This is a genomic window from Mediterraneibacter gnavus ATCC 29149 (assembly GCF_008121495.1).
Classification (GTDB): Bacteria; Bacillota; Clostridia; order Lachnospirales; family Lachnospiraceae; genus Mediterraneibacter; species Mediterraneibacter gnavus.
Genome location: NZ_CP043051.1, coordinates 2,615,387 through 2,639,441, shown reverse-complemented (window position 1 = coordinate 2,639,441; position 24,055 = coordinate 2,615,387). Strand labels below are relative to the sequence as shown.

Genomic DNA, 24,055 nt, shown 5'->3' with positions numbered 1-24,055 from the left:
ACCTCACCATTTCTTTGGCGAGGTTTTTTGTATTTCTCTAATTTTCATCCAGCTTCAATACGCTCATAAAGGCTTTCTGTGGAATCTCTACGTTTCCGACCTGGCGCATCCTCTTCTTTCCTTCTTTCTGTTTTTCCAACAGCTTTTTCTTACGGGAAATATCACCGCCATAGCACTTGGCAAGCACGTCTTTTCGCATTGCTCTGACGGTCTCTCTTGCGATGATCTTGCTTCCCACTGCTGCCTGGATCGGGATCTCAAAAAGCTGTCTTGGAATCTCTTCTTTGAGCTTCTCGCACATCTTTCTTCCACGCTCATATGCTGTTGCACTGTGTACAATAAAGGAAAGTGCATCCACTTCTTCTTTATTGATCAGAATATCCAGTTTTACCAGCTCTGACTGCTCGTATCCCAGCATTTCATAATCGAAAGATGCATATCCTCTGGAACGGGATTTCAACGCATCAAAGAAATCGTAAATAATCTCATTCAATGGCAGATGATAATGAATCACTGCACGCTTTTCTTCGATATACTCCATTCCCTGATATCCCCCCCTGCGCTCCTGACACAGATCCATGATCGCACCGATAAACTCGGAAGTCACCATAATCTCTGCTTTCACCATCGGCTCTTCCATATATTCGATCTCTGCAGGATCCGGCATATTGGTTGGATTGGTCAGGTCGATCACTTCTCCGTTTGTCTTATGGATTTTATAGATAACACTTGGCGCAGTTGTCACAAGATCCAGATTATACTCTCTCTCCAGACGCTCCTGCACGATCTCCAGATGCAAAAGCCCAAGGAATCCACAGCGGAATCCAAACCCAAGAGCCACCGATGTCTCCGCTTCAAACTGCAGCGCCGCATCATTGAGCTGCAATTTTTCCAACGCATCTCTCAAATCCGGATATTTTGCTCCATCTGCCGGATACAATCCACAATACACCATTGGATTTACCTTTTTATACCCCGGAAGAGGTTCTGCACACGGCCGCGCCGCATCTGTGATCGTATCACCGACACGGGTGTCCTTTACATTTTTCAGACTGGCTGTGATATATCCAACCATTCCCGCGCTCAGCTCATCACACGGAATAAACTGTCCGGCTCCAAAATATCCAACCTCGACAACATCCGCCTGTGCTCCTGTTGCCATCATCCGGATCGTTGTTCCTTTTTTCACACTTCCCTCTTTGATCCGGCAGAATACGATGACACCTTTGTAAGCATCATAAACCGAATCGAAGATCAATGCTTTTAACGGCTCTTTCGGATCTCCTTCCGGTGCCGGAATCTTCTTCACGATCTGCTCCAGCACTTCTTCAATGTTGAGTCCGGTCTTTGCCGAGATCAACGGAGCATCATCCGCCTCGATTCCAATCACATCTTCAATCTCTTCTTTTACGCGATCCGGCTCTGCACTTGGCAGATCGATCTTGTTGATAACCGGAAACACATCCAGATCGTGATCCAGCGCAAGATACACATTCGCCAATGTCTGCGCTTCTACTCCCTGTGCTGCATCTACAACCAGGATTGCTCCGTCACAGGCTGCAAGACTTCTGGACACTTCATAGTTAAAATCCACATGTCCCGGTGTATCGATCAGGTTGAAGATATACTCTTCCCCGTCGTTTGCTTTGTATACGGTACGCACAGTCTGGGCTTTGATTGTGATTCCGCGCTCCCTCTCCAGTTCCATATTGTCCAGCACCTGCGACTGCATCTCACGACTTGTCAAAAGTCCGGTCTTTTCGATGATCCGGTCTGCAAGCGTAGATTTTCCATGGTCGATATGTGCAATGATGCAAAAATTTCGTATTTTATTCTGATCAATTGATGACACGTTCATTCCTCCAGTAACTCTGTCTTTTTCTATTTTCTTCTATGCTGAATGTTCTTCTGTTTTATGCAAAAATATACTATCATGCCTTTCCTGTTTTGACAAGAACATCTGTCATTTACGATGAGTATTTTACCAAAAACAACTCCACTGCCAGTGTATCTGTCAGCCTTCCTGTCTTCACACGCTCCTCCAGATCCGCACTCTCTTCCAACACGGCACGCAATTCTTCGCTCTTAAAATACCGGGTCTGCTCCATATATTTTCCCGCAGCAAACGGATGCAGCCCTGCTTTTGCTGCAATTTCTTTTTTCCCGTATCCTTTTTTCTGCAGTGACTGTACATGGAATAAAATCCGGTACTGCCTGACCAGCAAAAATAAAATTCTCATAGGAGGCTCTTTTAATGCCAGCAGTTCGTAATACAGATCCAGCGCTTTTCTCTGCTTTTTCTCTGCCACTGCATTGACCATCTCAAAAATATGATTTCCGATCTGGTTGATACAGACTGCATCGATGTCCTCCGGTGTGATCACGTCCCGATGCAGTGTATAGCAGAACAGTTTTTCCAGTTCGCCCTGGATATTCTGCATATCGGTTCCGACTTTTCCCAGAAAATATCCGACCGAAGCATCCGATATCTGTTTTCCCTCCCGCCTGACATTGCCAAGGATCCAACGCTTCAATGTAGATTCATCCTGAAACGGAAGTTCCACAATATGACCTTTTGCTTTCACCGCCTTATACAACTTGCTGCGCTTGTCCACTTCTTCTTCCACAAAAATAAAATAAGTAGTCTCCGGCATGGTCTTGATATACTCTGCCAGATCTGCACCCGAACTTTTAAACAGTCCGGTATTTTCAAATACGATCAACCTGCGTTCTGCAAAAAAAGGTAGCGTCTCTGCCAGATCAATGACTTCCCGGATCTCCACGCCTTTCCCTTCATAATAGGCGTAATTCATAGTATCTCCTTGCGGAAGCATGGCCTTGACAAAACGTTCCTTATATTGTTTCTTCAGATAGTTTTCCTCTCCATAAAGGAGATAAATCTGACTAAATTGTCCTGTTTTTAAATCTTCATTCAAACTTTTCATAATTTCTATTATATCGGAAACTTTTACTTTTTGCAAAATGTTTCTATCACAGCTTTTTCCCCTTTTATCTTTAAGGTGACTGCCCCGTACTCCTGCGTCCCATACAATTCGCATCCTTTTTCACTGAGTCTCTCTACAGTCTCCTTTGCCGGATGTCCGTACCGGTTGCCGATTCCCGATGAAATCCATGCATATTTCGGTGTCAGCTGCTGTAAAAATTCCGGCAGTGTCGAATTCTTAGAGCCGTGATGCGCGGCTTTCAGAATATCACACTTTGTTTTTCCATGTGCTCTCATCCACTCTGTGAGCTGCACTTCTCCCTCTCCTTCCACATCTCCGGTTAACAGCATCTCCAGATTTTTCCATTCCATCCACAACACCATAGACGCTGCATTTCCAGTCTCACCCTGATATTCCTGTGAAGGCGCCATACAAGTCAGACTCATCTCTCCCAGGCTCATCTGCTGACCTGCCTCCATTCCAAATACTTTCGTGCCATTTTCCTTTGCCGTTTTTCCCAGCTTTTTCAACGCATCATCATGAAGCCTTACCGGCGGCAGCACCAGATTTTTGATTCGTACTCCAAGGGTCTGATTCTGAAGGATTTCCTCGATTCCACTCATATGATCTGCATCGCCATGAGAAACAAAAACATAATCCAGCTCTTTTACTCCCTGAGATTCCAGAAACGGAACAATTCGATACTCCCCGACTTTAGAGATATCGCTGCTGCCTCCATCTACAAAACAGGTTCTCCCATTGGGTGTTCTCAGAAAAATTCCATCGCCCTGTCCCACATCCAGCATCGTCGCCTGAAACACCCCGTGGTGTTTCATCTGACCGCTTGCTGCCAGACAGATTCCGGCCGCTGCCAGCATTCCCCACGCAAAACAGGTTTTTCCTGTTTTCTCTTTTCGAAGCATCCAGTACAGACAGACCAGAAGCAATACTGCATAATACAGCACGATCCAGCTAACTTCCGGCTTTCCGGTAACAATTCTGGAAAACGGCAGTTTCATACTCAAATTGCAGCTCCATTCATACAGATTGAGAATTCCCCTGCATAAAAGAAATACAACACCTCCTGCCGGTTTGAAAAAAAGACACAGAAAAGAGCCCAGAAGTCCTGCGCCCAGAACGACAGACATCAGAGGAATGATCACGAGATTTAAAAGAAGAGAATACGGGGGAAATTCATAATAAAAAGAAAGCATGACCGGAAAAAGAACCAGATTGACCGCAAGACTCGCCTGAAAGCTTTGCAGGATCTTTGACTTTGTTTTTCCCTGTCTCATCATTAACGGATACACTGCCGCCATTCCAAGCACCGCTCCAAAAGAGAGCAGATATCCGGCATCCCGAAGGTACATCGGACTCTCCAGCGCAATCAGCGCCGCTGCCACAGCCAGACTGGTAGCCATGTCATACGCTCTGCCGCACAGATCTGCTCCTACCCGGATGCCAAACATAACAAATGCCCGGATTGCAGATACCCCGCCTCCGATCATAACCGTGTAGCCAAGCAAAAACAAAATTCCCAGCACTCCCGCCGGTTTCACAGGACATCCCACTCTGCGTAAAAGCCCGTAAAATCCCATTCCGATAAATGACATATGAAGTCCCGTCTGGGGTTTTCCCCTGTCATTTATAGATGGTGTAACTACTTATTAAAAGGGGATACCTATCCCTTACGGCTTAGGGGGACTATCCCCTGTGGGATATGCTCCCCGGGATAGCTTGAAAATCACATAGTTTTCAGATTTGTATAATTTCGCAGAATTGTTTTTATACACATTGTTATACTTCAAATATAACGCTACTTAGACAGAGCGAGCTCTACCAAATCATTTTCTCTAACTTCAAACACTTTTAGTGCTTCAGGTGGCACTGAATTTCCAGCAAGCAATGACCCATATTCCTCTTCATTATAAAAATAGATGGATACAAATCTTCTCAAAAAAGTAATATTATCATATACCTTTTTCGGTATAATCTCGTCCATATAGTCTGTGAAATCAAAGCCGCAAGAACATAAAAGACTTTCATAGTCTCGATAAGCATCTCTATAATTTATCGGAGCAAAAGTTTCCATGTCCGACCAACGACTAGTATACTCTAGCACATAACAATTTCGCTTTTTTGCCATCCAATCATAGCATAAATTGTATGTAGTAGAAAACTGTCCATTTACTGCCGAACAAACATCATCCAATGTATTCAATATTTCTGGACACCTAACAATGGTCGAATAACTTTTCATCTCGTCTAGTGTTACATGAATGAAACACTCCACAGTTGCATCGTAATAATATAATTTTGTCGCAAGATAAGTGAGTTTTTCAAAGCTTTCACATCTTGAATATCCTGTGCAAATACGTTCTCTGCCATTATAACATTCTGGACAGACTTCTTTGTTACTCAATATCGGATAATTTTTCCCTTTAATTTCTATTTTATGTCCATCAACATCCACTTTAATTTTGTGTTCCAATAAAAATTTAGATAAGGGAGTGTTCTCTTGAAGCATGGTTCTTAAATCAAGAATACCTTTATCCACAAAGGAATAGATTTCATCTTCTGTAGATGTTGTCATATGACGGCACACTATTTGCAATTGACTGCTATCGTATTCATTTAATTTTAAGTCGAACTTTCTCACCAATGTTTCTGGTGTTAATGTATCAGGATTGACCCTACTAAAATAATCCTCGACCGTTTCCTTGTCTAACTTAAAGTACTCACAGAATTTTTCTACAAGTTCTGTCGAACTATCGTTAAAAAAATCAAAAGTTATCATAATGTTCTCCTATTTCTCCATTTATAAAGTTCTTCATTCAAAGCCAATCCTGTATTTAACCTTTTTTTACATTCTTTTGTATCCAATTCATTAGTTGCCTGAATATATGAATATTTGTCCTTACCGGCAATGCATTCAACTATCTTATCTTGATTATCCTCAATGTACGCTTCAAACGCAGTTTTCTCATCTTCTGTTTCATAAAGTAAAACCACATCCATCAATTCCCTATTTGCATATATTGCTTCTTCACTATCATTATCTAAAAAGAATTGATGTAATTTGTATCTTGTGCTTCCCTTTATGAAATATTTGTATGTAAATTTATGATCAACTCCGTATTTATCATATCCAGCAAATCCCCATTCAGGTGTTGGAGTACGCAATCTTCCACTATCTAATATTACAAGCTGATATTCTTCCAAAACCGTATGTCCTGCTAAAATCTGTACCATTTCATACAATGTACTTTCATTAGTCATCGCATAGGCATAATATTCAGGAATCGCACGATCATCGTCATCCTCCAATATTTTCAACTGATATTCAGGCCTATACATATTATAATAAGTACGATTCTGTTGCTTCCACTCTGTCTGATATTGCAGTCTTCCAACAATATAATCTAATGGCGTTTGTAACAATCCAAATCGCTTCTTCCAAAGTTTCTCTACATCATCAATACTTGCCATTCCTTTATTGGGAGTATTTTTATCCCCATTTCTCATGTAAATACATCCTGCAAGCATTTCTCCATAATTTCTTTTTAAATATATAGGTGTCTTCTGCGTGTTATATATGGTGATAACATCTACCTCTATCTCATTTATTACAACGGTCTCTACGGAAATTTCAGGTTTAACGTCCCCAATGAACCAAAGATTATCCATTGCTTCCAAAATATCAGCCTGTTTACGTCTATTCTTTTGCATCCCTACAATACGACCATCATCATCAATTCCAAATAAAAGATAACAGTTTGCATCATGAGGAGTATTGGCAAAACAAATAATGTCCTTTAATAAATCCGTCATATTATCATGCCACTCCTGTTTATAATCCCAATATTCGCCTTCATGTCCTTTTGAAGCCAAAATTTCAACTATTCTATTAAGTGACAAATCATTAAGTCCGCTCATCCTTTCTTCTCCTTCCGTCCTCATTATATCAAAAAAAAGGGCAGCCATCCAATCGCAGCCACACCTTTTTTGATATCAACTTACTGTTCATTTTCTCTTTCTGTAAAAAGCACCCCGTAATCGAACATTTTTATGCTCTGATATCTGCCTATACTCATGAGATTTGATATGATGATCTCCACATCCTTGTCTTCCGAGTCCGGCAATCCAAGTCTTCTGCATACTCGCTCATACGCTTCCAACATCTGTGAATATAACTTTTCGCAGTATTCCCCTTCTGCAAACTCATCTTTTACCACACTGCTTTCCGCAATCGGGTACTCCTCAAGATTGTAGCTTCCGTTCATCAGATCATAGATTTTTGTTTTGAACTCCTCATCTTTTACACTCATTATGTATCCTCACTGCTTTCTTCTGCCGTGGAAAGTGCATAGAAAAAGGGGAAACAATCAATCAGATACAATTGAACTGCTTCCCCTTATTTCTTCAATGATCTCACGAAGTTCATTAAAATTCTCCGCTCATCAGCATTTAGGTTATCCCATGTTTCCAATATCTCTTCCTGCTCATCTGTCAGATCCGGTCTCATGCCGTCCCCAGCAAAAAACTGTGCTAGTGAAATTCCGAATGCATCACAGATTCTTTCCAAAGTCGGTATCGTTGGAATGCTCTCTTTCTTGATTATATTCCCTAAAGCTGTCTGTGACATATCAGTGAGCTGTGCGAGTCGGTACTTGGAAACCTTATGCTTGCTGCATAATTCTTTTACCCTTTTCGGGATATAGTCCTCTGTACGCAAGTAAATTACACCTCTCTTCTGCTCTGCGATACATTTATTTTAACCGCAAACTAGAATAAATATTAGAACCATATCTCTTTAGTAATTTACTCCACTGTACTTTACTATAATGGGTAAAAAAATATGAACAGCAGCACACCGCAGTTCAATATGTTTTTCTTATAATTCCTTGTTTTTCCTTGATTTCTTCACTTCCATGTTGTCCAGTTCCACCATCAGCATAGCATCTTTTATACTGCCCATCAATAAATATCGTTCGACAAATGTCTACATATATTTACATTCCGTTATCCGGCAATACTCCACTCTGCTTGATTAAATTACATAACTTTTTACCACTCACTGATAGATAATCTATTTGCGTAAGAAAAAGAAACAGGAGGTAACATTATGAATGAATCACTTTCGTCTGTAAATCATAAGCAGATCGGATACCGCATTAAGGAAGTCAGGGAACAGAACAATTTTTCACAGGCACAGCTTGCAGAGGAAACGGAACTCTCCATCTCCTACATAAGCCATATTGAGAATGCCAAACGCAAAGCAAGCCTTGAATCCATTATCAGAATTGTAAATGCCCTTGGAATAACTGTCGATGAACTGCTTGCCGGAGTCCAGCTTCACAACCCGACCGCTTATCAGACCGACCTTGATCTGCTGATGGCAGAATGTACGGAAAATGAGAAACGCTTCATTTACGAAATGGTGAAAGCAAGCATCGACAGCATGCATAAAAACGGATGGCATATCTCGGCTGACGAAGCCTAGATGCTGCGGCACACTATTTTCACATATAAAATTTTTCTTTGGAATAGACTATGCGGATATGCGTGTCCGTATGGTCTATTTTATTTTCGTATGAAAATTTTATAATAAACCACATCATAAGAAAAAGGTGGTAAGACATGAAAGATAACGAACAGAAGGCCGGCTCCGTTGCTGACCAGAAAAATAAGATCAGGGAGCGGTATAAAGGTGTCAGCATTGATGAACTTGATGTGATTCCGGCGCTTCCGCAGGAAGATATATTTGCAGTTGAAAATGAACAGAGGGTAGCCGTTTATGCACGGGTATCCACGGATGATCCAAGACAGACATCTTCTTATGAGTTGCAGAAAAACCATTACCACGATGTCATCAGCAAAAGTCCGAACTGGAAGCTCGTACAGATCTATGCGGACGAAGGCATCTCCGGCACTTCCCTGCAGCACCGGGACCAGTTTAAATTGATGATCGAGGACTGCAAGAAAGGGGAAATCGATCTCATCGTTACCAAAAGCGTATCCCGTTTTGCCAGAAATGTCGTGGACTGCATTGGATATGTTCGTGAACTCCTCGCCCTTCCGCATCCTGTCGGTGTCTTTTTTGAGACGGAAAGGCTGAATACCTTTGACCCGAAAAGCGAAATGGTGCTCTCTTTCATGGCTACCCTTGCACAGGAAGAAAGCCATACCAAAAGTGAGATCATGAATGCTTCCATTGAGATGCGTTTCCGAAGGGGAATATTCCTCACTCCTACGCTTCTCGGCTATGACCATGACGAGGACGGGAATCTGGTGGTCAATGAAGGGGAAGCAAAAATCGTGCGTCTGATATTCATGATGTACTTAAACGGCTGCACCTGTCAGGAGATTGCCGATACCATGACGGAACTGGGCTGTGAAACAAAGAAAGGGAATACCGTCTGGTCTCCCGGTTCGATCCTTCAGATACTGCAGAATGAAAGGCACTGCGGTGATGTACTTGCACGAAAGACCTATACACCGAATTACCTGAACCACAAATCAAAAAAGAACATGCAGAACCGTCCGCAGTACAGGAAGCGCAACCACCATGAAGCCATCATCTCACGTGATGATTTCATTGCCGTCCAACGTCTCATCAGCAACGCCAAGTATGGAAATAAAGGGATACTGCCGGAACTTAAGGTTATATCTAACGGGGTACTGAAAGGATTTGTATCCATCAATCCACGGTGGGCCGGCTTTAAGGAAAATGATTATATCAGTGCTTCCTTAAGTGTGTATGACCAGATGGAACAGCTTTCTCCGTCCGCCTCGTCCGTTGAGGTGCAGTCCGGGGATTTTGACCTGCGCGGATATGAAATTGCACGTTCACAGTTCTTTGACGGCACTGACCGTATTACCGTGACATTCAGTCTGAATGATATCAAATTCTCAACCGCAGCAGTAAGAAAATTAAACAGTACACTGGTAGAACTTCTGCTCCACCCAAATAAACATCTTTTTGCCGTAAGGACTGCCTCTCAGGCTCACAGGAATGCCATGCAGTGGGCAAAGAAGCGTGGAGAGCTTTCTGTCCCAAGGGCAGTCAGCGGTACTGCCTTTATGCCGACCGTCTATGCACTTCTCGGCTGGAACACGGACTGCCGCTACCGCATAACGGGAATCAGACGTGGAAACGGGAATGATGCTGTCCTTCTTTTCAATCTGGAAGAGACAGAGATCTTTATTCCGAGTGATGTGATCGATGAGCAGCAGACATCCGATGCCCGGACGGATGTAAAACCGTTCACTGACAACCAGAAAAAGAACGTCCGTGCTTACCCGCCTGACTGGGCGGATACTTTCGGCAGCAACTACTACTGCCACGCACAGGCACATGAGCTTGCCGGATTCAACAGCCGGGATGTGATTTCCAACGAAGCCGTTGCATACAAAGATTCAGACATACAGGTAACCAGTCCTGATGAAGTAGAGAAAAACATAGAACAGCTTATGTCTGACATGAAGGAGAACAGTAATGAATGAACAGCCAAACAATGAGAACATAACCCAGTCCGCTTCAAGGGACTTACAGATCATTGAGGACGATGCCTTCAGTTATGAGGGGTATCAGGTGGTGCGTGGTGAATTTTTCGCCCACACCTACGAACCGTCCTTTACATTTAATGCGAACAAGGTATCCGTGAATACCGCATGTATCAAAAAACTGCCACAGACTGATTTCGTGCAGATCCTTGTGAACCCGGATGAAAAGAAACTTGCCGTCCGCCCCTGTCAGGAAGATGAGAAGGATTCTTTCCGCTGGTGCTCCGCAACCAAGAAGCGTTCCCCAAGGCAGATCACATGCCGTATCTTCTTTGCCAAGGTAATAAGCCTGATGGAATGGAATCCAAGCTACCGTTATAAACTGCTCGGCAAGCTGATACGGTCAGATAATGAACTCTTATTCGTCTTCGACCTGACCACTCCTGAAATATATGTCCGGGCAGAAAAAGAAGACGGGAAAATAAAGACATCCCGCACCCCTACATATCCTGCGGAATGGCAGAACCAGTTCGGTGTCCCGGTTGAGGAACACCAGAGCAATTTACAGATTAATATGTTTGACGGTTATGCAGTATTTGGAATTTCCGAGAATACGCAGCCGTCTGAAGAAGCCCAAAACACATCAGTACCACCAAAGGAGGAAACACACTATGAGCAATCAACCCTCTTCCCAGCCGATCCTATGCATTGACTTAAAGAAAAACCGTATCCGAATACATAAACATACCCTTCATATGCTCGGTGATCCGGAATACATCCAGCTTCTGGTAAATCCATGCACCCATATGATTGCCGTAAGAAAAAGTGTCCGTCAGGATTATCTTGCACATCATGTCAGGGCATGTTACTCCGGCATCAGAAACAGCTATGAATTATACAGCCGTGAACTGCTCCAGACATTAAGGCAGACCAACTCGGAACTTTCCAACAACAGGTCATACCGCATCTATGGCGCAATAAATCAGAAAGAAGGACTGGCAAGTTTCTCCATGCAGGAATGCGTCCTCGTGGATGACTCTGCCAGAACGGAGGAAACAGTATGAGTGACAGCCAGACACCAGAATTTGAAACCGACAATGGATTTTTAGAACTCATCCAGCCGAGGGACGAAAAATACATAGAAGAACTTGAAGAAGATATCTTTGACCACGGCTGCCATGATGCCGTATGCGTCTGGGGAAACATCCTCATAGACGGGCATCTCCGCTATTCCATCTGTAAGAAATGGGATATCCGCTTCAACATACGGAGACTCATCTTTCAGAGCCGTGACGAGGCAGAATCCTACCTGTGTGCAGAGCAGCTCAAACGCACCGACCTTACAAGTGAATATAAAAAGTACCTTATCGGCAGACTCTTCCGTGCGGATATGAATGCTGCCAGTGCTGCTTTTTTAAGGGAGCATCCTGAAAAACAGCCCAACGCAGACGGACAGCTATCACAGAAATATGTACAGAAAACCGAGATTGCCACCATTATCGGAAAGGAATACAACTTCGGTTTTTCCACCGTTACAAAATATGATGTGTATGCAAGGGCACTTGATGAGATCCGCATCAAAGGTCCTGAAATAACCAACAGGATATTAAACGGTAGCCTCCGTGTGTCCCATGAAAATGTCATCGAACTGTCACGGCTTCCCATCGAGGATATCAACGGACTCAAAAGACTGCTCGAAAGCGGTTCTATCGACCGCATCGGCTACTCCCAGTTACGGCATGAACTTAGATGGCAGAGACTTCCGACAGGGAAGCCGGATTACCGCAGACGCAGACGGGAAAAGGAAAATGCCGAAGCCGGAATCAAACAGATGCCCGTTTCCGACCCGGATGCCGAGCTTTCAAGCCTTAAATTTACCATTCCTTCATGGTCCAAGACCATATCAAGGACGATGGAACTTACTGATTTTCCTTCCACATCCGCTTCTGCACGGCAGGAAGTAAAAACGCAGCTCGTAAACCTTACACGAAAAATAAACAGACTGCTGAAGCAGTTGGAGGAGGATTCAAATGACAGATGAACAGCAGACAGCAGAACAGACTGACCTCATGCAGTATGTTCCAAAAGTACACTTTGAGCAGATTCCCATAAAAAACCTTGTATCCAATCAGGAATATCAGCGCAACCTCTCACAGCACCATGTCCAGCGTGCTGCTGCGAACTTTGACCTGTACCAGATAAATCCCGTAAAGGTCAGCCGCCGGAACGGCATCAACTATGTATTCAATGGACAGCATACCATTGAGATCGTGGCACTGGTCTCCGGCTCAAGGGAGACTCCCGTATGGTGCATGGTCTATGATGACCTCGTATATGAACACGAAGCAGATATTTTTGCAAACCAGATGAAATATGTAAAGCCCCTGCTGCCCTATGAAATATTCATGGCAAACATCGAGGCCGGCAACGATAAGCAGCTTATCATCCGTGATCTGGTGGAATCCTATGACCTCTCCATCACTTCTTCATCCGTTCCGGGCGGTATCTGTGCCGTTGCCACGCTTGAGAACATCCACGACAAATACGGCTACCACATGCTTGACCATGTGATCCGTCTGATTGTCGCAACATGGGAAGGTGCATCCCAGTCCTTCAGTGCAAATATGATGAACGGACTGGCACGCTTCCTAAATGCCTATGGGGATGCCGTCAAGGATGATGTATTTAAGGAAAAACTTGGAAGGATCTCCATTAAGGAACTGTCCCGTACCGCCAAGGACAGGCGTTCCGGCTCCCTTGGATTTGCAGAAGCACTCCTTATCGGCTATAACAAGAAATGCCGTAATCCGCTTCCGTGGGATAAGCTCTACACACATAAGCTGCCCCAGAAGAAAACGGATGAGCCGGAGCCGGAAGAAGAAAATAATGATGATATGCCTCAGAGCAGCCAGCTTGACTTATTCGGTCTGAATGATGATGGGGAGGTTTCCGAATGATCATACGGGAACCTTTACCCTGCTGCCTTCCAAGAATACAAACTCATATTTCTTTGCCCCGGATATTGTTATTTCTTCCAAGACAAGCTGTGCGGCTTCAGGAACATACTTCTGGAGCTGTCCGTTTTCGGTTGCTTCCATCATCTGCACCGCCCTTATCTTCTCAAGCGCAGTCCCGTCTGCTTTCATGGCATTCCATCTTTCCATATGCTTTTCCCGTTCACTGACCAGTCGGTTGAATGCCTTTAAAAATCCCTTTTCCAGATCGGCATTATCTACATAAGCGTTGGTGCATACCACCTTTCCATCCTTACGGTGGTTCTTACACTGCCACTGTATGATTCCCCTTGATTTCCAAGAATGTCTTGTAAAGAGACTTCCGCATTCCCCGCAGAAGATCTTCTCACAGAATGGATAGCATTCCGAACCGTAACTGTAGCGGTCTGTCCCATGCTTCTGCATGAATTTCTCCCTGCGGTCAAATTCTTCCTGAACCGCATTCCATGTTTCCTTATCAATGATTCCCTTATGACTGTCCTTTACATAGACCTGTGCCACTTCCCCGTTATTCTTTACCTGTCGCTTGGTAAGGAAGTCAGCCGTATAGGTTTTCTGCAGTAACGCATCGCCCATGTGCTTTTCCTGTTTCAGTATTCCGACCACAGTGCTTGCGTACCATTTGGTCTGTCCGAGGCATCCCGGCACCTGTTCCTCTTCCAGTTCTTTCGCAATCTGTGCAGGATTCAGCCCCCAGAGGAAATCCCTGTAAATGCGTCTCACCGTCTTTGCCTGTTCCCTGTTGATGATGAGCTTTCCATTCTCATCCTTGTCGTACCCCAAGAATTTAAATGTGTTGAGGTGCATCTCACCGTTCTTGAATTTCGTGCGGATGCCCCATTTGCAGTTCTCTGAAATGTTTCTGGATTCATCCTGTGCAAGGGAGCTTAAGATGGTAAACAAAAGCTCGCCCGTGGAATCCAGTGTGTTGATGTTTTCCTTCTCGAAAATAATGCCGATTCCGAGGTTCTTCAGCTTTCTGGAATACATCAGGCAGTCCTGCGTGTTTCTGGCAAAACGGCTGATGGATTTTGTTATGACAAGGTCGATCTTTCCCTTCTCGCAGTCCGCAATCATGCGTTTGAACTGCTCCCTCTTCTTCGTATTGGTTCCCGAAATACCCTCATCCGCATAGATGCCGGCCATTTCATAATTTTCATGGTCATTGATGTATTTCGTATAATAATCGACCTGAGCCTCAAAGCTGTGGAGCTGGTCTTCCTGATCCGTTGATACACGGCAGTAAGCTGCAACCCTTATCTTCTTCTGCGGTGCTGCCCTATGCCCCGATGCCTGACGGTTTCTTGCTGGTATAACTGTAACGCTTCTTGCCATTCTTATCATCCTTTCTCTGAATATAAATATCTTTTTTGATTTCTCCCCACCCCTTCAGGATGGTGTCAGGAACCCTTGTCCCATCGCAGAAGTCTTTCCCTTTACGCTTTCTGCCGTTGCATACCCATGTGACCTTATGGCTTTTGGTATCCACATGCCTTACGAGTCTGCTTCCGCACAATGCACAGTAGATTTTCTCCCTGTACGGATACTCTGCTTCGGTATTTTCCGGGATGGTCGGCGGCTGCTTCTTTTTGTGTCTTCTTTTCCATGAACGTTCTTTTAAGTAGGAAAATTCCTTCACACCTTTATCCGATGCCTTCTCGTCAATGTAGGTGTTTTCTTCAAAATGCCATGCACTCCGAAGCACACCGTCCGGGATATTGATCCCGTCACAGAAGGACTTCCCATACCGTTTCATCCCGCTGCATCCCCAGTTGAGCCTGTTGCCTTTACTGTAGATCCGCTTATAAAGGGGATGTCCGCATTTGGCACAGTAGATCTTGTTCATGTAAGGATAATTTTCTTCCGTGAATTCTTCGATTACCGAACCTTCCGCAAGATAATCCCTTTTTGCTTCCAGTGCGTCCTGTGCCCTCTGCCAGAGTTCAGGGGACACAATGGCTTCATGATCATCCTCGATGTACCACGCATCCACCTCTCCCCTGTTCCTGACCAGTTTTCTTTCTTCATTCACAAAATGCTTATGCATGATGTAATCACCTTTGTAGATTTCATTTTCAATGAGACGGAACACCGTGCTGTCAATCCATTCTGCACCGCCCACGGTCTTTACCCCGTTTTCATTCAGATACCGTTTAATTGCTGCGGGAGTATATCCGTCTGCTGCCATCTCATAGATTTTCCTTACCCATACGGCTTCCTCTTCGTCAGCAACAAATATTCCCCTCTCATCTTTCGTATAGCCGAAAGACCGCTCAAGGTACTGTACGGGAATCCCCGCCTCATACTTTCTCTGGTACACCATCTTTGCACCAGTGCTTCCGCTCTCGCTTTCTGCCTGTGCGAATGCTGCAAGGATCGTAAGCATAAGCTCGCCTTCCCCTGACAGCGTATTGATATTCTGAAGTTCAAAAAAAACACCTACATTCAGTTCTTTCAGCTTTCGTGTAGCTTCCAGAACGATTGAGGTGTTTCTTGCAAAACGTGATACTGATTTTGTTAGTATAAGGTCTATCTTACCTTTTTCTGCATCGGCAAGCATCTTCTGCAGACCGGGTCTCTTTTCTTTAAATCCTGATATCGCAAAGTCACTGTAAACTCCGGCATATTCATAATTAGGATTTGCTTTTATGACCGTCTCATAATACCTGACCTGATTTTCCAATGAATTTTCCTGTTCATCCGCATCTGTCGATACACGGCAGTATGCACAGACTTTCAATTTTCTTTTCTGTTCCCTGCCGCCTTCCCTGATCTGAATTTCCACAAGCCTTACCTCCTTCCGTTTTGGTAGTCTATATATCACTCTGAAAGCCAATAATAGCAAGTGTTTTCTCGGATACCTTTCACCTTTCTTTCCTTGGCATAAACTGAAAAAAATACGGCTGACAGCCATTACAGACCATCAGCCTTATCCTTATTTCAGGAGTTCATTTACCCTTTTCTGTACTGCGGAATAATCATATCCGGCAGCACTGATCCTGTTCTTACGCTCTGTTCCGTTGCCCCAGTCACCATGAATGACCTCCCTTGCAATCTCATCCACGGATTTCTTGGATGGGGAGAGTTTCTTATTCACGATGCTCTGAATTGCGGAATAATCGTATCCGGCCTGAGAGAGCAGTTTCTGTCTTTCAGCACCATTGCCCCACTTTCCGGCAATCACCTCGGATGCGATCTCCTCATTGGATTTCTTCGCCGGAGCGGGTGTGCTGCTGCCCTTGGCATAACCGTTCAGTCCGGCTGCCTTGATCTTCGCAGGAAAATCCACATAGCAGTAATCCTGATCACAGGACTGACCGTTGATCTTGTTGCTTCGGATAAGGTTTGTCTCCCCTCCGAACTGCCAGATCTGTGTCTCTGCACCGCTTGCCGGGGCCGGCTTGCTTTTACCCCATCTTGCAACCCAGTGGCTGTAACGGGTAAGCTCCCCGTCATTCATCTCGCTGTTGAAGAATGACTCGGACGAATAGATACCGGCCCAGTATCCGGCAGCTTCCACTGCGGAACAGAATGCCTTTACAATCTGTGTCAGTGTGTTCCTATCATTCTTTGTGATCATGCTTCCTTCCACGTCATAAAAGACCGGGTACTCGTATCTCTTTCCCTTAAGCAGTGAAAGGAAGTATTCTGCCTCTTTCTTTGCATCTGCCACGCTTCCGGCATTCCCATAGAAATATGTGCCCTTCGGAAGCCCGCATTCCTCACATTTCTTATAGTTTGCTTCAAACTGACTGTCCTTATAAAGTCCGGCATCAGCACCTCCGGCTTTGATAATTGCGAACTCCACGCCTTCCTTACTCTTAGCCCTTGCAAAGTCAAAACTGCCCTGCCAATGGCTTACATCGATTCCAAATTTCTGACCCATAATATGATCCTCCAATTCTTTGTAATAAAAGAGGGAAGGTGCTACCCTTCCCCGTTGTCTTTGTCTTCTTCCGACCTGTCATGAAGCTGTTCCAGCACGGCTTTGATCTTTGCCGGAACAGGCAGTCCCAGATGGGACGCATTCTCCAGAAGGGAGATTCCTTCATTTGAGATGTAGAAGAAAATGGCTGCCGTCCTTAAAACGCTCCCCGTCCCGATGACATATACATCAAGAATGTTTGCGATGCCGACCATAAGAAAAATCAGCACCTTACGGCAGATTCCCTTAAAACCGACTGCACTGGACAGCTTCTGATCGCTGATTGCACACATAACTCCCGTGATGTAGTCAATGACCACGAATACAATCAGTGCATAAAGCAGACTGTCACAACCTCCCAGAAAGTACCCTAGCCATCCTCCGATTGCTGCGAATACAAACTGAATTGCATTCCAAAACTCTTTCATTTCCATTACCTCTCTTTCCATAAAAAAAGTGGTCTCCTTTTCAGAAACCACTAATCAAAAAAATTATTAAATTAAGTTGCTATTTTGGCATTTATGAGTGATTAATAGACTACAACAAAATAACCAAAAGGAGATTAAAAATATGAAGAAAAATACCAAAATCCAATATGCCAGCCGCTATTCCGGAAATCACTACAGTTACGTCCCAAAAATTCAACTGCAAGGAAAATGGCTTGAAAAAATAGGTTTTTCCATAGGCGATACCGTTGCAGTAGAATATAGTGATAATGCAATTATCATTCGCCCATTAACATCTGAAGAAAAACATGAGCTCACATATACACAACTTGAAAAAAATATAAAAAAGCAAACTGCAATTTTAGAAACTTTAAAAGTTGCTGAAAACTCAGATTGTTATAATCAATAGAAATCTATTCTTCCTCTGACAATGTATACGTTACTTTCATAGTTTTGTCTGCCGTCTTGACAACAGGCGAATCCAGATTATTAATGGTTGCCAGATAGTCTGTTCTCATAGCAAATGTCCCGTTTCCAGATCCACCTGTCAGGTAATATGTCATCGGAACTCCCCTCACTGGAACATACTGTCTGTAACTAGAATCATACAATCCATAGGATTCTGGGTACTTCATCGTAAAAGAATCTGTGTCCACAACATAAAGGGCATATGTTCCTGAATACCCTGATGGATTTTCCAGATAAAGCTTTCCATCCCTTGCCAGCATTGGATATACCGCTCTCAGAGCTGCCGATTCTGGAAGCTGTTTTACATTAGCGGAATTTCCTATCTGCTGCCTATAATAGTGATGATCACTCAGACTGCTGTTTTTAAAGTAAATATATCCTTCATAACAGTAAGTGTCATACCGATTGTACCCGATTCTTGCCGATACTCCAGTCTTGTTCGTCATCACATACTGCTTTACCGCATTTTCGTTTGCCAGATCTACTTCCGTAATAATGTAACTTCCGTTGTTGGAAACATAATTTGAGGATGCTGTCACAATATAGAGCCTATCCGTCTCTTCCTCATAATTGTAAGAAAAATACTGTACATTGATAGCAGTACTTAAAGAAACGGTCTGCTCATCAAGCAAGGTCCTTGATGCCCCTGGGTTTTCAAACATTGAAATTGTATTGATGTTTGCCCTGTACCGACTTATCTTAACTGAGTTTGTATTCATAATTGTAAAATAATACACACTGTCGTTTTCCGCGTCTATCTTAATAATCCATCGATATCCATTTCCATATGTTGTATAGGCAGTTGTTCTGTCATAGGCATTAATACCACTGCTGCCTCCAGTATATTTCAAAAGTCCGCTTCCAATATTTGTAAAAAACGGATACAGTCCCTTCACCGGATCTGTATCCGTTCCCCGATTCCCGTATCCACCATAAGCATGTGTCAGCGCAACAGCAGCAATCGTGCCATTGGCTTCTGCTGTATCAAAATCATACACATACTTAATTTTTCGGTCCACAACATCAATTTCTGTCTCTGTTGCATTATAACTGCCACGAATCGTCTGATTCGAACTGTTCTGTTTATCAAACACTGCACATCCCTTGGCAGATACAGATTATCTACATTTGCGGTTAAAGGTTTATTTAAAAGTAGCAGACCACCAGTTAATGTTTTATAAAAATTCACATACTTTTCCGTCAGCATCGGATCTGCTGATTTAATATATCCAAGCGGATTAAAAATATACTGGAGTGCATTCGTCACCATGTTATCTTTTTCAACAACATCCACATTACCTGTACGCACATCCTTCAGTTCAATTTTTGTTTTGCCTTTTAACATTCCTCTTCTCCCTTCATTCTTTCAAAAGCTCTATATCTCCAGTTACTCCTTGCATTGACATAGCTGAATTTTTCATAATAAATACTGCCACCCGATCAGAATAATCCTTTACGTTTTCTTTCTGCATGGAAATTGCCACAGAATCACTCAACAGTTTCATATTCATAACAGATTCCGCCATTGTAAATGCATTAATACGCTCTTCCATCACAATCTTTCCATCCCATTCGGTATATCCACTTGCAATGCCTGATCCGCATACTGCTGCTTTACAGTTTGCTGGAGCCACCGTAGCCGTACCCCCAGAAACAGACATATACACTTCTAACTGTTTTGCGCTGTTTGCTCCTAAATTTCCAAGTGGATATAGCATAGAAAAAATATTTTCTCCATCCACAGCTTTCTGCAATGGGGTGTAATCCTCCAGCCAGATATCATCCAGCTTATACTTGAATCGGACAACTGGATACTTTTTCCTAATTACCGGAACTTCCACTGATTCCTCAATCATTTCATAGGAAATCTCTGGAATAGATATTTCTGCATCTCCTGATATCCCATTCGCAGTCTGTTTTGCGATTGCTGCTGCACGTTCAACAATGCTGTCTATTATCGGCACCTGATGGCTCACCGTGTAGCTTTCCATCGCTGTTTCATCCTCTGCCTTTATCACGCAGTTTACATTTCCTAAAAACACTGCACTGGTAGACTCAATCGAAGCGAAGGTTACATTCACAATTCGAATTTCTTCTTCTCCAATAACAAACTCCGATGCATTCTCGTAAGCACAAATCACGAACTTACTTACCTCTACTTGGTTTAAAAGTCCAATTATATTCTTGTCAGCCTTACTCTTTGATGATGCAAGAAGTGGATTTTTTCCTACCCCTTTTAATGTCTGTTTTCCATTAATCCGGCAAGTAATTCCTGTAATACAACTAATTTTCTTATCATCCGCATGTGCTTCTGAAAATCGTACCACATCCATCGGATCTAATGCTGGGTTACCGATTGTCTCCGAATCAAAAGGAACATAATTTACCACAGAAATGGCATTCAAAATATTTGTTATGATTTCCTCTCTCGTTTTCTGCATACCGTACTGCAGAAGTGGATTTATTCCCAAATTCATTGTCAGTCCATCATCCGGATCCAGACAGTAATATTCAGACTTTGCATTTACCTCATCTGTTGAATACACTGCCGTATACTTTGTCACAAAATCTGAATAGGAACTGGAAAACCTGTGTCTTGCTGTAAACTCCGCCACAGGCTGATTACCATAAGCTATTAGCTCCAGCTTGCCAGATCTGTTAATCTGGCAGACACAGCCAAGCACTTGTGCCACATAATAAATCAAATCCCTATAACTCTCCACATTTCCATCTGGATATATTCCAAGCAGTTCTGTTCCGTTCGGTAATTCAGCAATCTCTGCTTCCGACTGAGCCATTTCCACGCCGCATTTTTCACAAGCAAAATGTAGGAATTCATACGGTGTTCCACTGGATGAATCCATAGCTACTGATTTTTCAAACCTGAGCATATAGTCATATCCCGCCAGTTCAATCATCTTAATTTTGCGATTTGCCTCACTAATTTCAAAAATTCCCATCGGAATCTTCTCCCAGCTTCTGTCTGGCAACTTTATAGAATAAAAAAGTTCCATACAAGCATTTTCCATCGAATATCGATCAACATCCAAAAATAATGTCACTTTCATCTCTGATGCATACACTGATCCAAGTTCTATCTCATTATTTCCACAACATGACCTTGTGATATAACCGCTGCCTTTTACAATCTGTTCAGGACCAAACTCATATGTTACCCCCTTTGCTGTCGTAATTTTTCCGGTCCATCGGTACTCCCTTGTGTTCTCCTGCACAGCTTGCAGGAATGCTTCACTCACAGGATACAATGTAACACCTCCCATCAAAAGAAATAAAATCATTTACCATAAAGTAAACATCCATTAGAACTCTTTCACGGTAAAATCCACTCTCCACAATCCTTTATAAGATGTGATATTTTGTGAGCGTAAGGAGTGGATAGGAATTGAAGAAAGGAGTTCAGCATGAGAAGAAAAAAAGATAAAAGCAATGGCATTACTGCTTTGTATGAAAGACTGTCTCGTGATGATGATAATGCTGGAGAGAGTAACAGTATCGTTCATCAAAAGCAAATGCTTGAAGATTATGCTATAAAACATGGCTTTACGAATCTTGTTCATTTTACCGATGATGGTTGGAGTGGAGCGACCTTTGACAGACCTTCATGGAACAGACTTGTTGAAGGTGTTAAAAACGGAGAAATCACTGCCTGTATCTGCAAGGATATGTCCAGAATCGGCAGAGATCATCTGCAAGTAGGTTTTTTCACTGACATTCTGTTTAGAGAAAAGGAAGTTCGATTTATAGCAATCAATAATGGTATTGACAGTGACCGTCAAGAAACCAGTGAGTTTGCCCCTTTTCTGAATATCATGAATGAGTGGTTTGTCAGGGACACAAGTAAGAAAATTAAAGCTGTACTGAAATCCAGAGGTTCTTCCGGCAACGCTCATACAAGTAATATCCCACCATACGGCTATTTGAAAGACCCCGAAAACCCCGACCATTGGATTATTGATGAAGAAGCTGCTGAAGTAGTCCGCAGAATTTATCGCATGACTATTGAGGGAAAAGGACCTTATCAGATAGCAAGAGAACTTTCAGAAGAAAAAATAGAAAGACCGTCTTATTATCTTGGAAAAAAGGGACTTGGAAATCATGCAAGCAACTATGACAAAGAAAATCCGTATATGTGGCGAGGAAATCAGGTTACTACTCTGATTGCCCGACCAGAGTATATCGGAAAGACTGTCAACTTCAGGACATTCAAAAATTCCTATAAGGACAAAAAGACGAAAAGGGCAGACAAGGAAGATTGGGTGGTTTTTGATGATACACAAGAGCCTATTGTCGATGAAGAAACATGGCTGCTTGCTCAAAAGTTAAGACAGAATGTAAGAAAAGCAGATCCTATGGGCGAGCCTAATGTTCTGACTGGAAAGATTTACTGTGCTGATTGTGGTGCGCCGATGTATAATCACAGGCAGCGGAAAGGGCGAGAAAGAATATACTATACTGCCAAAGGCGAAAAAAGGACAAGTTATTCCAATCCGGCAGATTGTTATGAATGTTCCACTTATAATCTTGCTTATCAGAAGTATGATCGTCACTGTACTTGCCACCATATTTCAACAAAAGCACTTAAAAGCATCATTCTGAAAACCATACAGGAGACTTGCCATTATGTTTCTTTGAATGAGCAGGAGTTTGTCTATTCTCTGCAAGAAGAATCGGCGATGAAAGATATTGCTGTTTCTGAAACTGTAAAAAACCGCATTGAAAGAAATCAGAAGCGAGTTCACGAACTGGATATGCTTATCAGGAAAATCTATGAAGATAATGTGATTGGAAGATTGCCGGACAGACTTTTTCAGAGTATGCTTACTGATTATGAAAATGAGCAGAACGAGCTGAACAAGATTATTGAGACTGACACCGCTGATATGCAACGGATTATAGGCGGTCAAAATAATGTGGAGCGTTTTCTAAAGCTGGTCAAAAAGTATGAGAACATTACAGAACTTACTCCTGCCATGATAAATGAATTTATCGACAAAATTCTGGTTCACGAGCCACAAGGAAAAGGTGCAGACCGCACCACAGAGGTGGAGATATATCTTAACTATGTCGGGCAATTTCAAGTACCTGTGGAGCAGCATGAACCAACCGAGGAAGAAAGGATTGCTGCTGAAAAAGAGGCGGAACGACTTCGCAGAAAACGAGAATCCAATCGTAAGTATATGAAAAAGATTCGTGAGAAATCAAAAGAATTTGCGGAGCATGAGCGTATAGCAGAAGAAAAAAGCTCTGATAGCAATGTGTGTGTTGAACAGAACGCCACAAGCAAATCAAATCGGCAAAAAGTGAAAGGAGAAAAAATAGCATGACAGAATTGAAACCACGAATCCATGATGAAAGCAATGGTCTGGACTATGTTCTTGTGGGCGATTACTATGTGCCGGACTTGAAGCTGCCGGAGGAACACCGCCCTATCGGTATGTGGGGCAGACTGCACAGGACATATTTGGAGCAGTACCGCCCTGCAAGGTTATCTGCCCTCTGTTTATCCGGCGAACTGCATACTTACCTTGCTGACCTGAACAAACAGGCAGCGGAAAGGTGCAGCCTTATCATTGAGCAGATGAAACAAGCCGAGGGTGTGACCGAAACCATGAAAGCAGACAATCAGATGTTGTGGGTACAGTCCATGAACTCTATCCGTAACCGAGCCGAAGAAATCATCAGACAGGAAATGATTTACTGCTGATTTTATCAAGTCCAAAACCAACAATT

At 43.1% G+C, this 24,055-nt stretch carries 23 protein-coding genes; 9 read left to right on the top strand and 14 right to left on the bottom strand.

The features are described 5' to 3' along the window. Positions 1-37: 37 nt before the first annotated feature. The 7 genes from lepA to FXV78_RS13030 all read right to left on the bottom strand — a co-directional run bounded on the left by lepA (position 38) and on the right by FXV78_RS13030 (position 7,680). Positions 38-1,852, bottom strand: coding sequence for a translation elongation factor 4 (gene lepA, locus FXV78_RS13060; RefSeq protein ID WP_009243914.1), 1,815 nt, complete (start codon positions 1,850-1,852; stop codon positions 38-40). A 115-nt stretch (positions 1,853-1,967) separates the two neighbouring features. Next, positions 1,968-2,945 (bottom strand): DNA polymerase III subunit delta, encoded by a 978-nt coding sequence (holA, locus tag FXV78_RS13055; protein ID WP_009243915.1) that lies wholly within the window; start codon positions 2,943-2,945, stop codon positions 1,968-1,970. A gap of 23 nt (positions 2,946-2,968) precedes the next feature. After that, positions 2,969-4,558 carry a DNA internalization-related competence protein ComEC/Rec2 gene (locus FXV78_RS13050; protein WP_004840536.1) on the bottom strand — a complete coding sequence of 530 codons (1,590 nt, stop codon included), beginning with the start codon at positions 4,556-4,558 and terminating at the stop codon, positions 2,969-2,971. A gap of 203 nt (positions 4,559-4,761) precedes the next feature. Next, positions 4,762-5,742, bottom strand: coding sequence for a hypothetical protein (locus FXV78_RS13045; protein WP_004840537.1), 981 nt, complete (start codon positions 5,740-5,742; stop codon positions 4,762-4,764). Beyond that, positions 5,739-6,881: an AlbA family DNA-binding domain-containing protein gene (locus FXV78_RS13040; protein ID WP_105084773.1), complete on the bottom strand. Its 1,143-nt coding sequence runs from the start codon at positions 6,879-6,881 to the stop codon at positions 5,739-5,741. The genes FXV78_RS13045 and FXV78_RS13040 overlap by 4 nt, the downstream gene beginning before the upstream one ends. Positions 6,882-6,961: 80 nt before the next feature. Continuing rightward, complete coding sequence (locus FXV78_RS13035; protein ID WP_004840541.1) at positions 6,962-7,273, bottom strand: hypothetical protein; 312 nt, start codon at positions 7,271-7,273, stop codon at positions 6,962-6,964. 86 nt (positions 7,274-7,359) lie between these two features. Beyond that, a complete protein-coding gene (locus tag FXV78_RS13030) occupies positions 7,360-7,680 on the bottom strand; it encodes a helix-turn-helix domain-containing protein (RefSeq protein ID WP_004840543.1) in 321 nt (106 codons plus the stop codon). A 390-nt stretch (positions 7,681-8,070) separates the two neighbouring features. Here FXV78_RS13030 and FXV78_RS13025 point away from each other — a divergent pair, with 390 nt between their 5' ends. From FXV78_RS13025 to FXV78_RS13000, 6 genes are all read left to right on the top strand, one after another. Next, entirely contained in the window at positions 8,071-8,448 is a 378-nt protein-coding gene (locus FXV78_RS13025; protein ID WP_004840545.1) for a helix-turn-helix domain-containing protein, read from the top strand. A 137-nt stretch (positions 8,449-8,585) separates the two neighbouring features. After that, positions 8,586-10,451, top strand: coding sequence for a recombinase family protein (locus FXV78_RS13020; RefSeq protein ID WP_004840547.1), 1,866 nt, complete (start codon positions 8,586-8,588; stop codon positions 10,449-10,451). Continuing rightward, positions 10,444-11,163, top strand: coding sequence for a hypothetical protein (locus FXV78_RS13015; RefSeq protein WP_004840550.1), 720 nt, complete (start codon positions 10,444-10,446; stop codon positions 11,161-11,163). Before FXV78_RS13020 ends, FXV78_RS13015 begins: the two co-directional genes overlap by 8 nt. Beyond that, positions 11,123-11,515: a hypothetical protein gene (locus FXV78_RS13010; RefSeq protein ID WP_039959252.1), complete on the top strand. Its 393-nt coding sequence runs from the start codon at positions 11,123-11,125 to the stop codon at positions 11,513-11,515. Before FXV78_RS13015 ends, FXV78_RS13010 begins: the two co-directional genes overlap by 41 nt. After that, positions 11,512-12,492 carry a ParB N-terminal domain-containing protein gene (locus FXV78_RS13005; protein ID WP_004840554.1) on the top strand — a complete coding sequence of 327 codons (981 nt, stop codon included), beginning with the start codon at positions 11,512-11,514 and terminating at the stop codon, positions 12,490-12,492. Before FXV78_RS13010 ends, FXV78_RS13005 begins: the two co-directional genes overlap by 4 nt. Continuing rightward, positions 12,482-13,408 carry a DUF6551 family protein gene (locus tag FXV78_RS13000; protein ID WP_004840555.1) on the top strand — a complete coding sequence of 309 codons (927 nt, stop codon included), beginning with the start codon at positions 12,482-12,484 and terminating at the stop codon, positions 13,406-13,408. Before FXV78_RS13005 ends, FXV78_RS13000 begins: the two co-directional genes overlap by 11 nt. Here FXV78_RS13000 and FXV78_RS12995 read toward each other — a convergent pair whose 3' ends face one another. The 4 genes from FXV78_RS12995 to FXV78_RS12980 form a co-directional block, all read right to left on the bottom strand. Further along, entirely contained in the window at positions 13,409-14,800 is a 1,392-nt protein-coding gene (locus FXV78_RS12995; protein ID WP_004840557.1) for a recombinase family protein, read from the bottom strand. It abuts the gene before it with no gap. Continuing rightward, a complete protein-coding gene (locus tag FXV78_RS12990) occupies positions 14,745-16,250 on the bottom strand; it encodes a recombinase family protein (RefSeq protein ID WP_039959253.1) in 1,506 nt (501 codons plus the stop codon). The genes FXV78_RS12995 and FXV78_RS12990 overlap by 56 nt, the downstream gene beginning before the upstream one ends. 150 nt (positions 16,251-16,400) lie before the next feature. Then, positions 16,401-17,351, bottom strand: coding sequence for a GH25 family lysozyme (locus tag FXV78_RS18310; protein ID WP_004840560.1), 951 nt, complete (start codon positions 17,349-17,351; stop codon positions 16,401-16,403). 41 nt (positions 17,352-17,392) lie between these two features. Then, entirely contained in the window at positions 17,393-17,818 is a 426-nt protein-coding gene (locus FXV78_RS12980) for a phage holin family protein (RefSeq protein WP_039959263.1), read from the bottom strand. A gap of 142 nt (positions 17,819-17,960) precedes the next feature. Here FXV78_RS12980 and FXV78_RS12975 point away from each other — a divergent pair, with 142 nt between their 5' ends. Continuing rightward, complete coding sequence (locus FXV78_RS12975; RefSeq protein ID WP_105084772.1) at positions 17,961-18,245, top strand: SymE family type I addiction module toxin; 285 nt, start codon at positions 17,961-17,963, stop codon at positions 18,243-18,245. A gap of 4 nt (positions 18,246-18,249) precedes the next feature. On the opposite strand, the gene FXV78_RS12970 is transcribed toward FXV78_RS12975, so the two are convergent. The 3 genes from FXV78_RS12970 to FXV78_RS12960 are packed head-to-tail and all read right to left on the bottom strand — an operon-like array spanning position 18,250 to position 21,570. Next, complete coding sequence (locus tag FXV78_RS12970) at positions 18,250-19,323, bottom strand: hypothetical protein (RefSeq protein ID WP_133160494.1); 1,074 nt, start codon at positions 19,321-19,323, stop codon at positions 18,250-18,252. Continuing rightward, positions 19,248-19,649, bottom strand: a complete 402-nt coding sequence (locus tag FXV78_RS12965) for a hypothetical protein (RefSeq protein WP_004840567.1) — start codon at positions 19,647-19,649, stop codon at positions 19,248-19,250. Before FXV78_RS12965 ends, FXV78_RS12970 begins: the two co-directional genes overlap by 76 nt. A 13-nt stretch (positions 19,650-19,662) precedes the next feature. Further along, positions 19,663-21,570 carry a hypothetical protein gene (locus tag FXV78_RS12960; RefSeq protein WP_050785322.1) on the bottom strand — a complete coding sequence of 636 codons (1,908 nt, stop codon included), beginning with the start codon at positions 21,568-21,570 and terminating at the stop codon, positions 19,663-19,665. A 156-nt stretch (positions 21,571-21,726) separates the two neighbouring features. Here FXV78_RS12960 and FXV78_RS12955 point away from each other — a divergent pair, with 156 nt between their 5' ends. Together FXV78_RS12955 and FXV78_RS12950 are read left to right on the top strand one after the other, a co-directional pair. Next, the gene (locus FXV78_RS12955; RefSeq protein WP_003023119.1) at positions 21,727-23,649 is read left to right on the top strand and encodes a recombinase family protein; all 1,923 of its coding nucleotides are present in this window, start codon (positions 21,727-21,729) and stop codon (positions 23,647-23,649) included. After that, positions 23,646-24,029: a TnpV protein gene (locus tag FXV78_RS12950; RefSeq protein WP_003023120.1), complete on the top strand. Its 384-nt coding sequence runs from the start codon at positions 23,646-23,648 to the stop codon at positions 24,027-24,029. Before FXV78_RS12955 ends, FXV78_RS12950 begins: the two co-directional genes overlap by 4 nt. Positions 24,030-24,055: the final 26 nt, after the last annotated feature.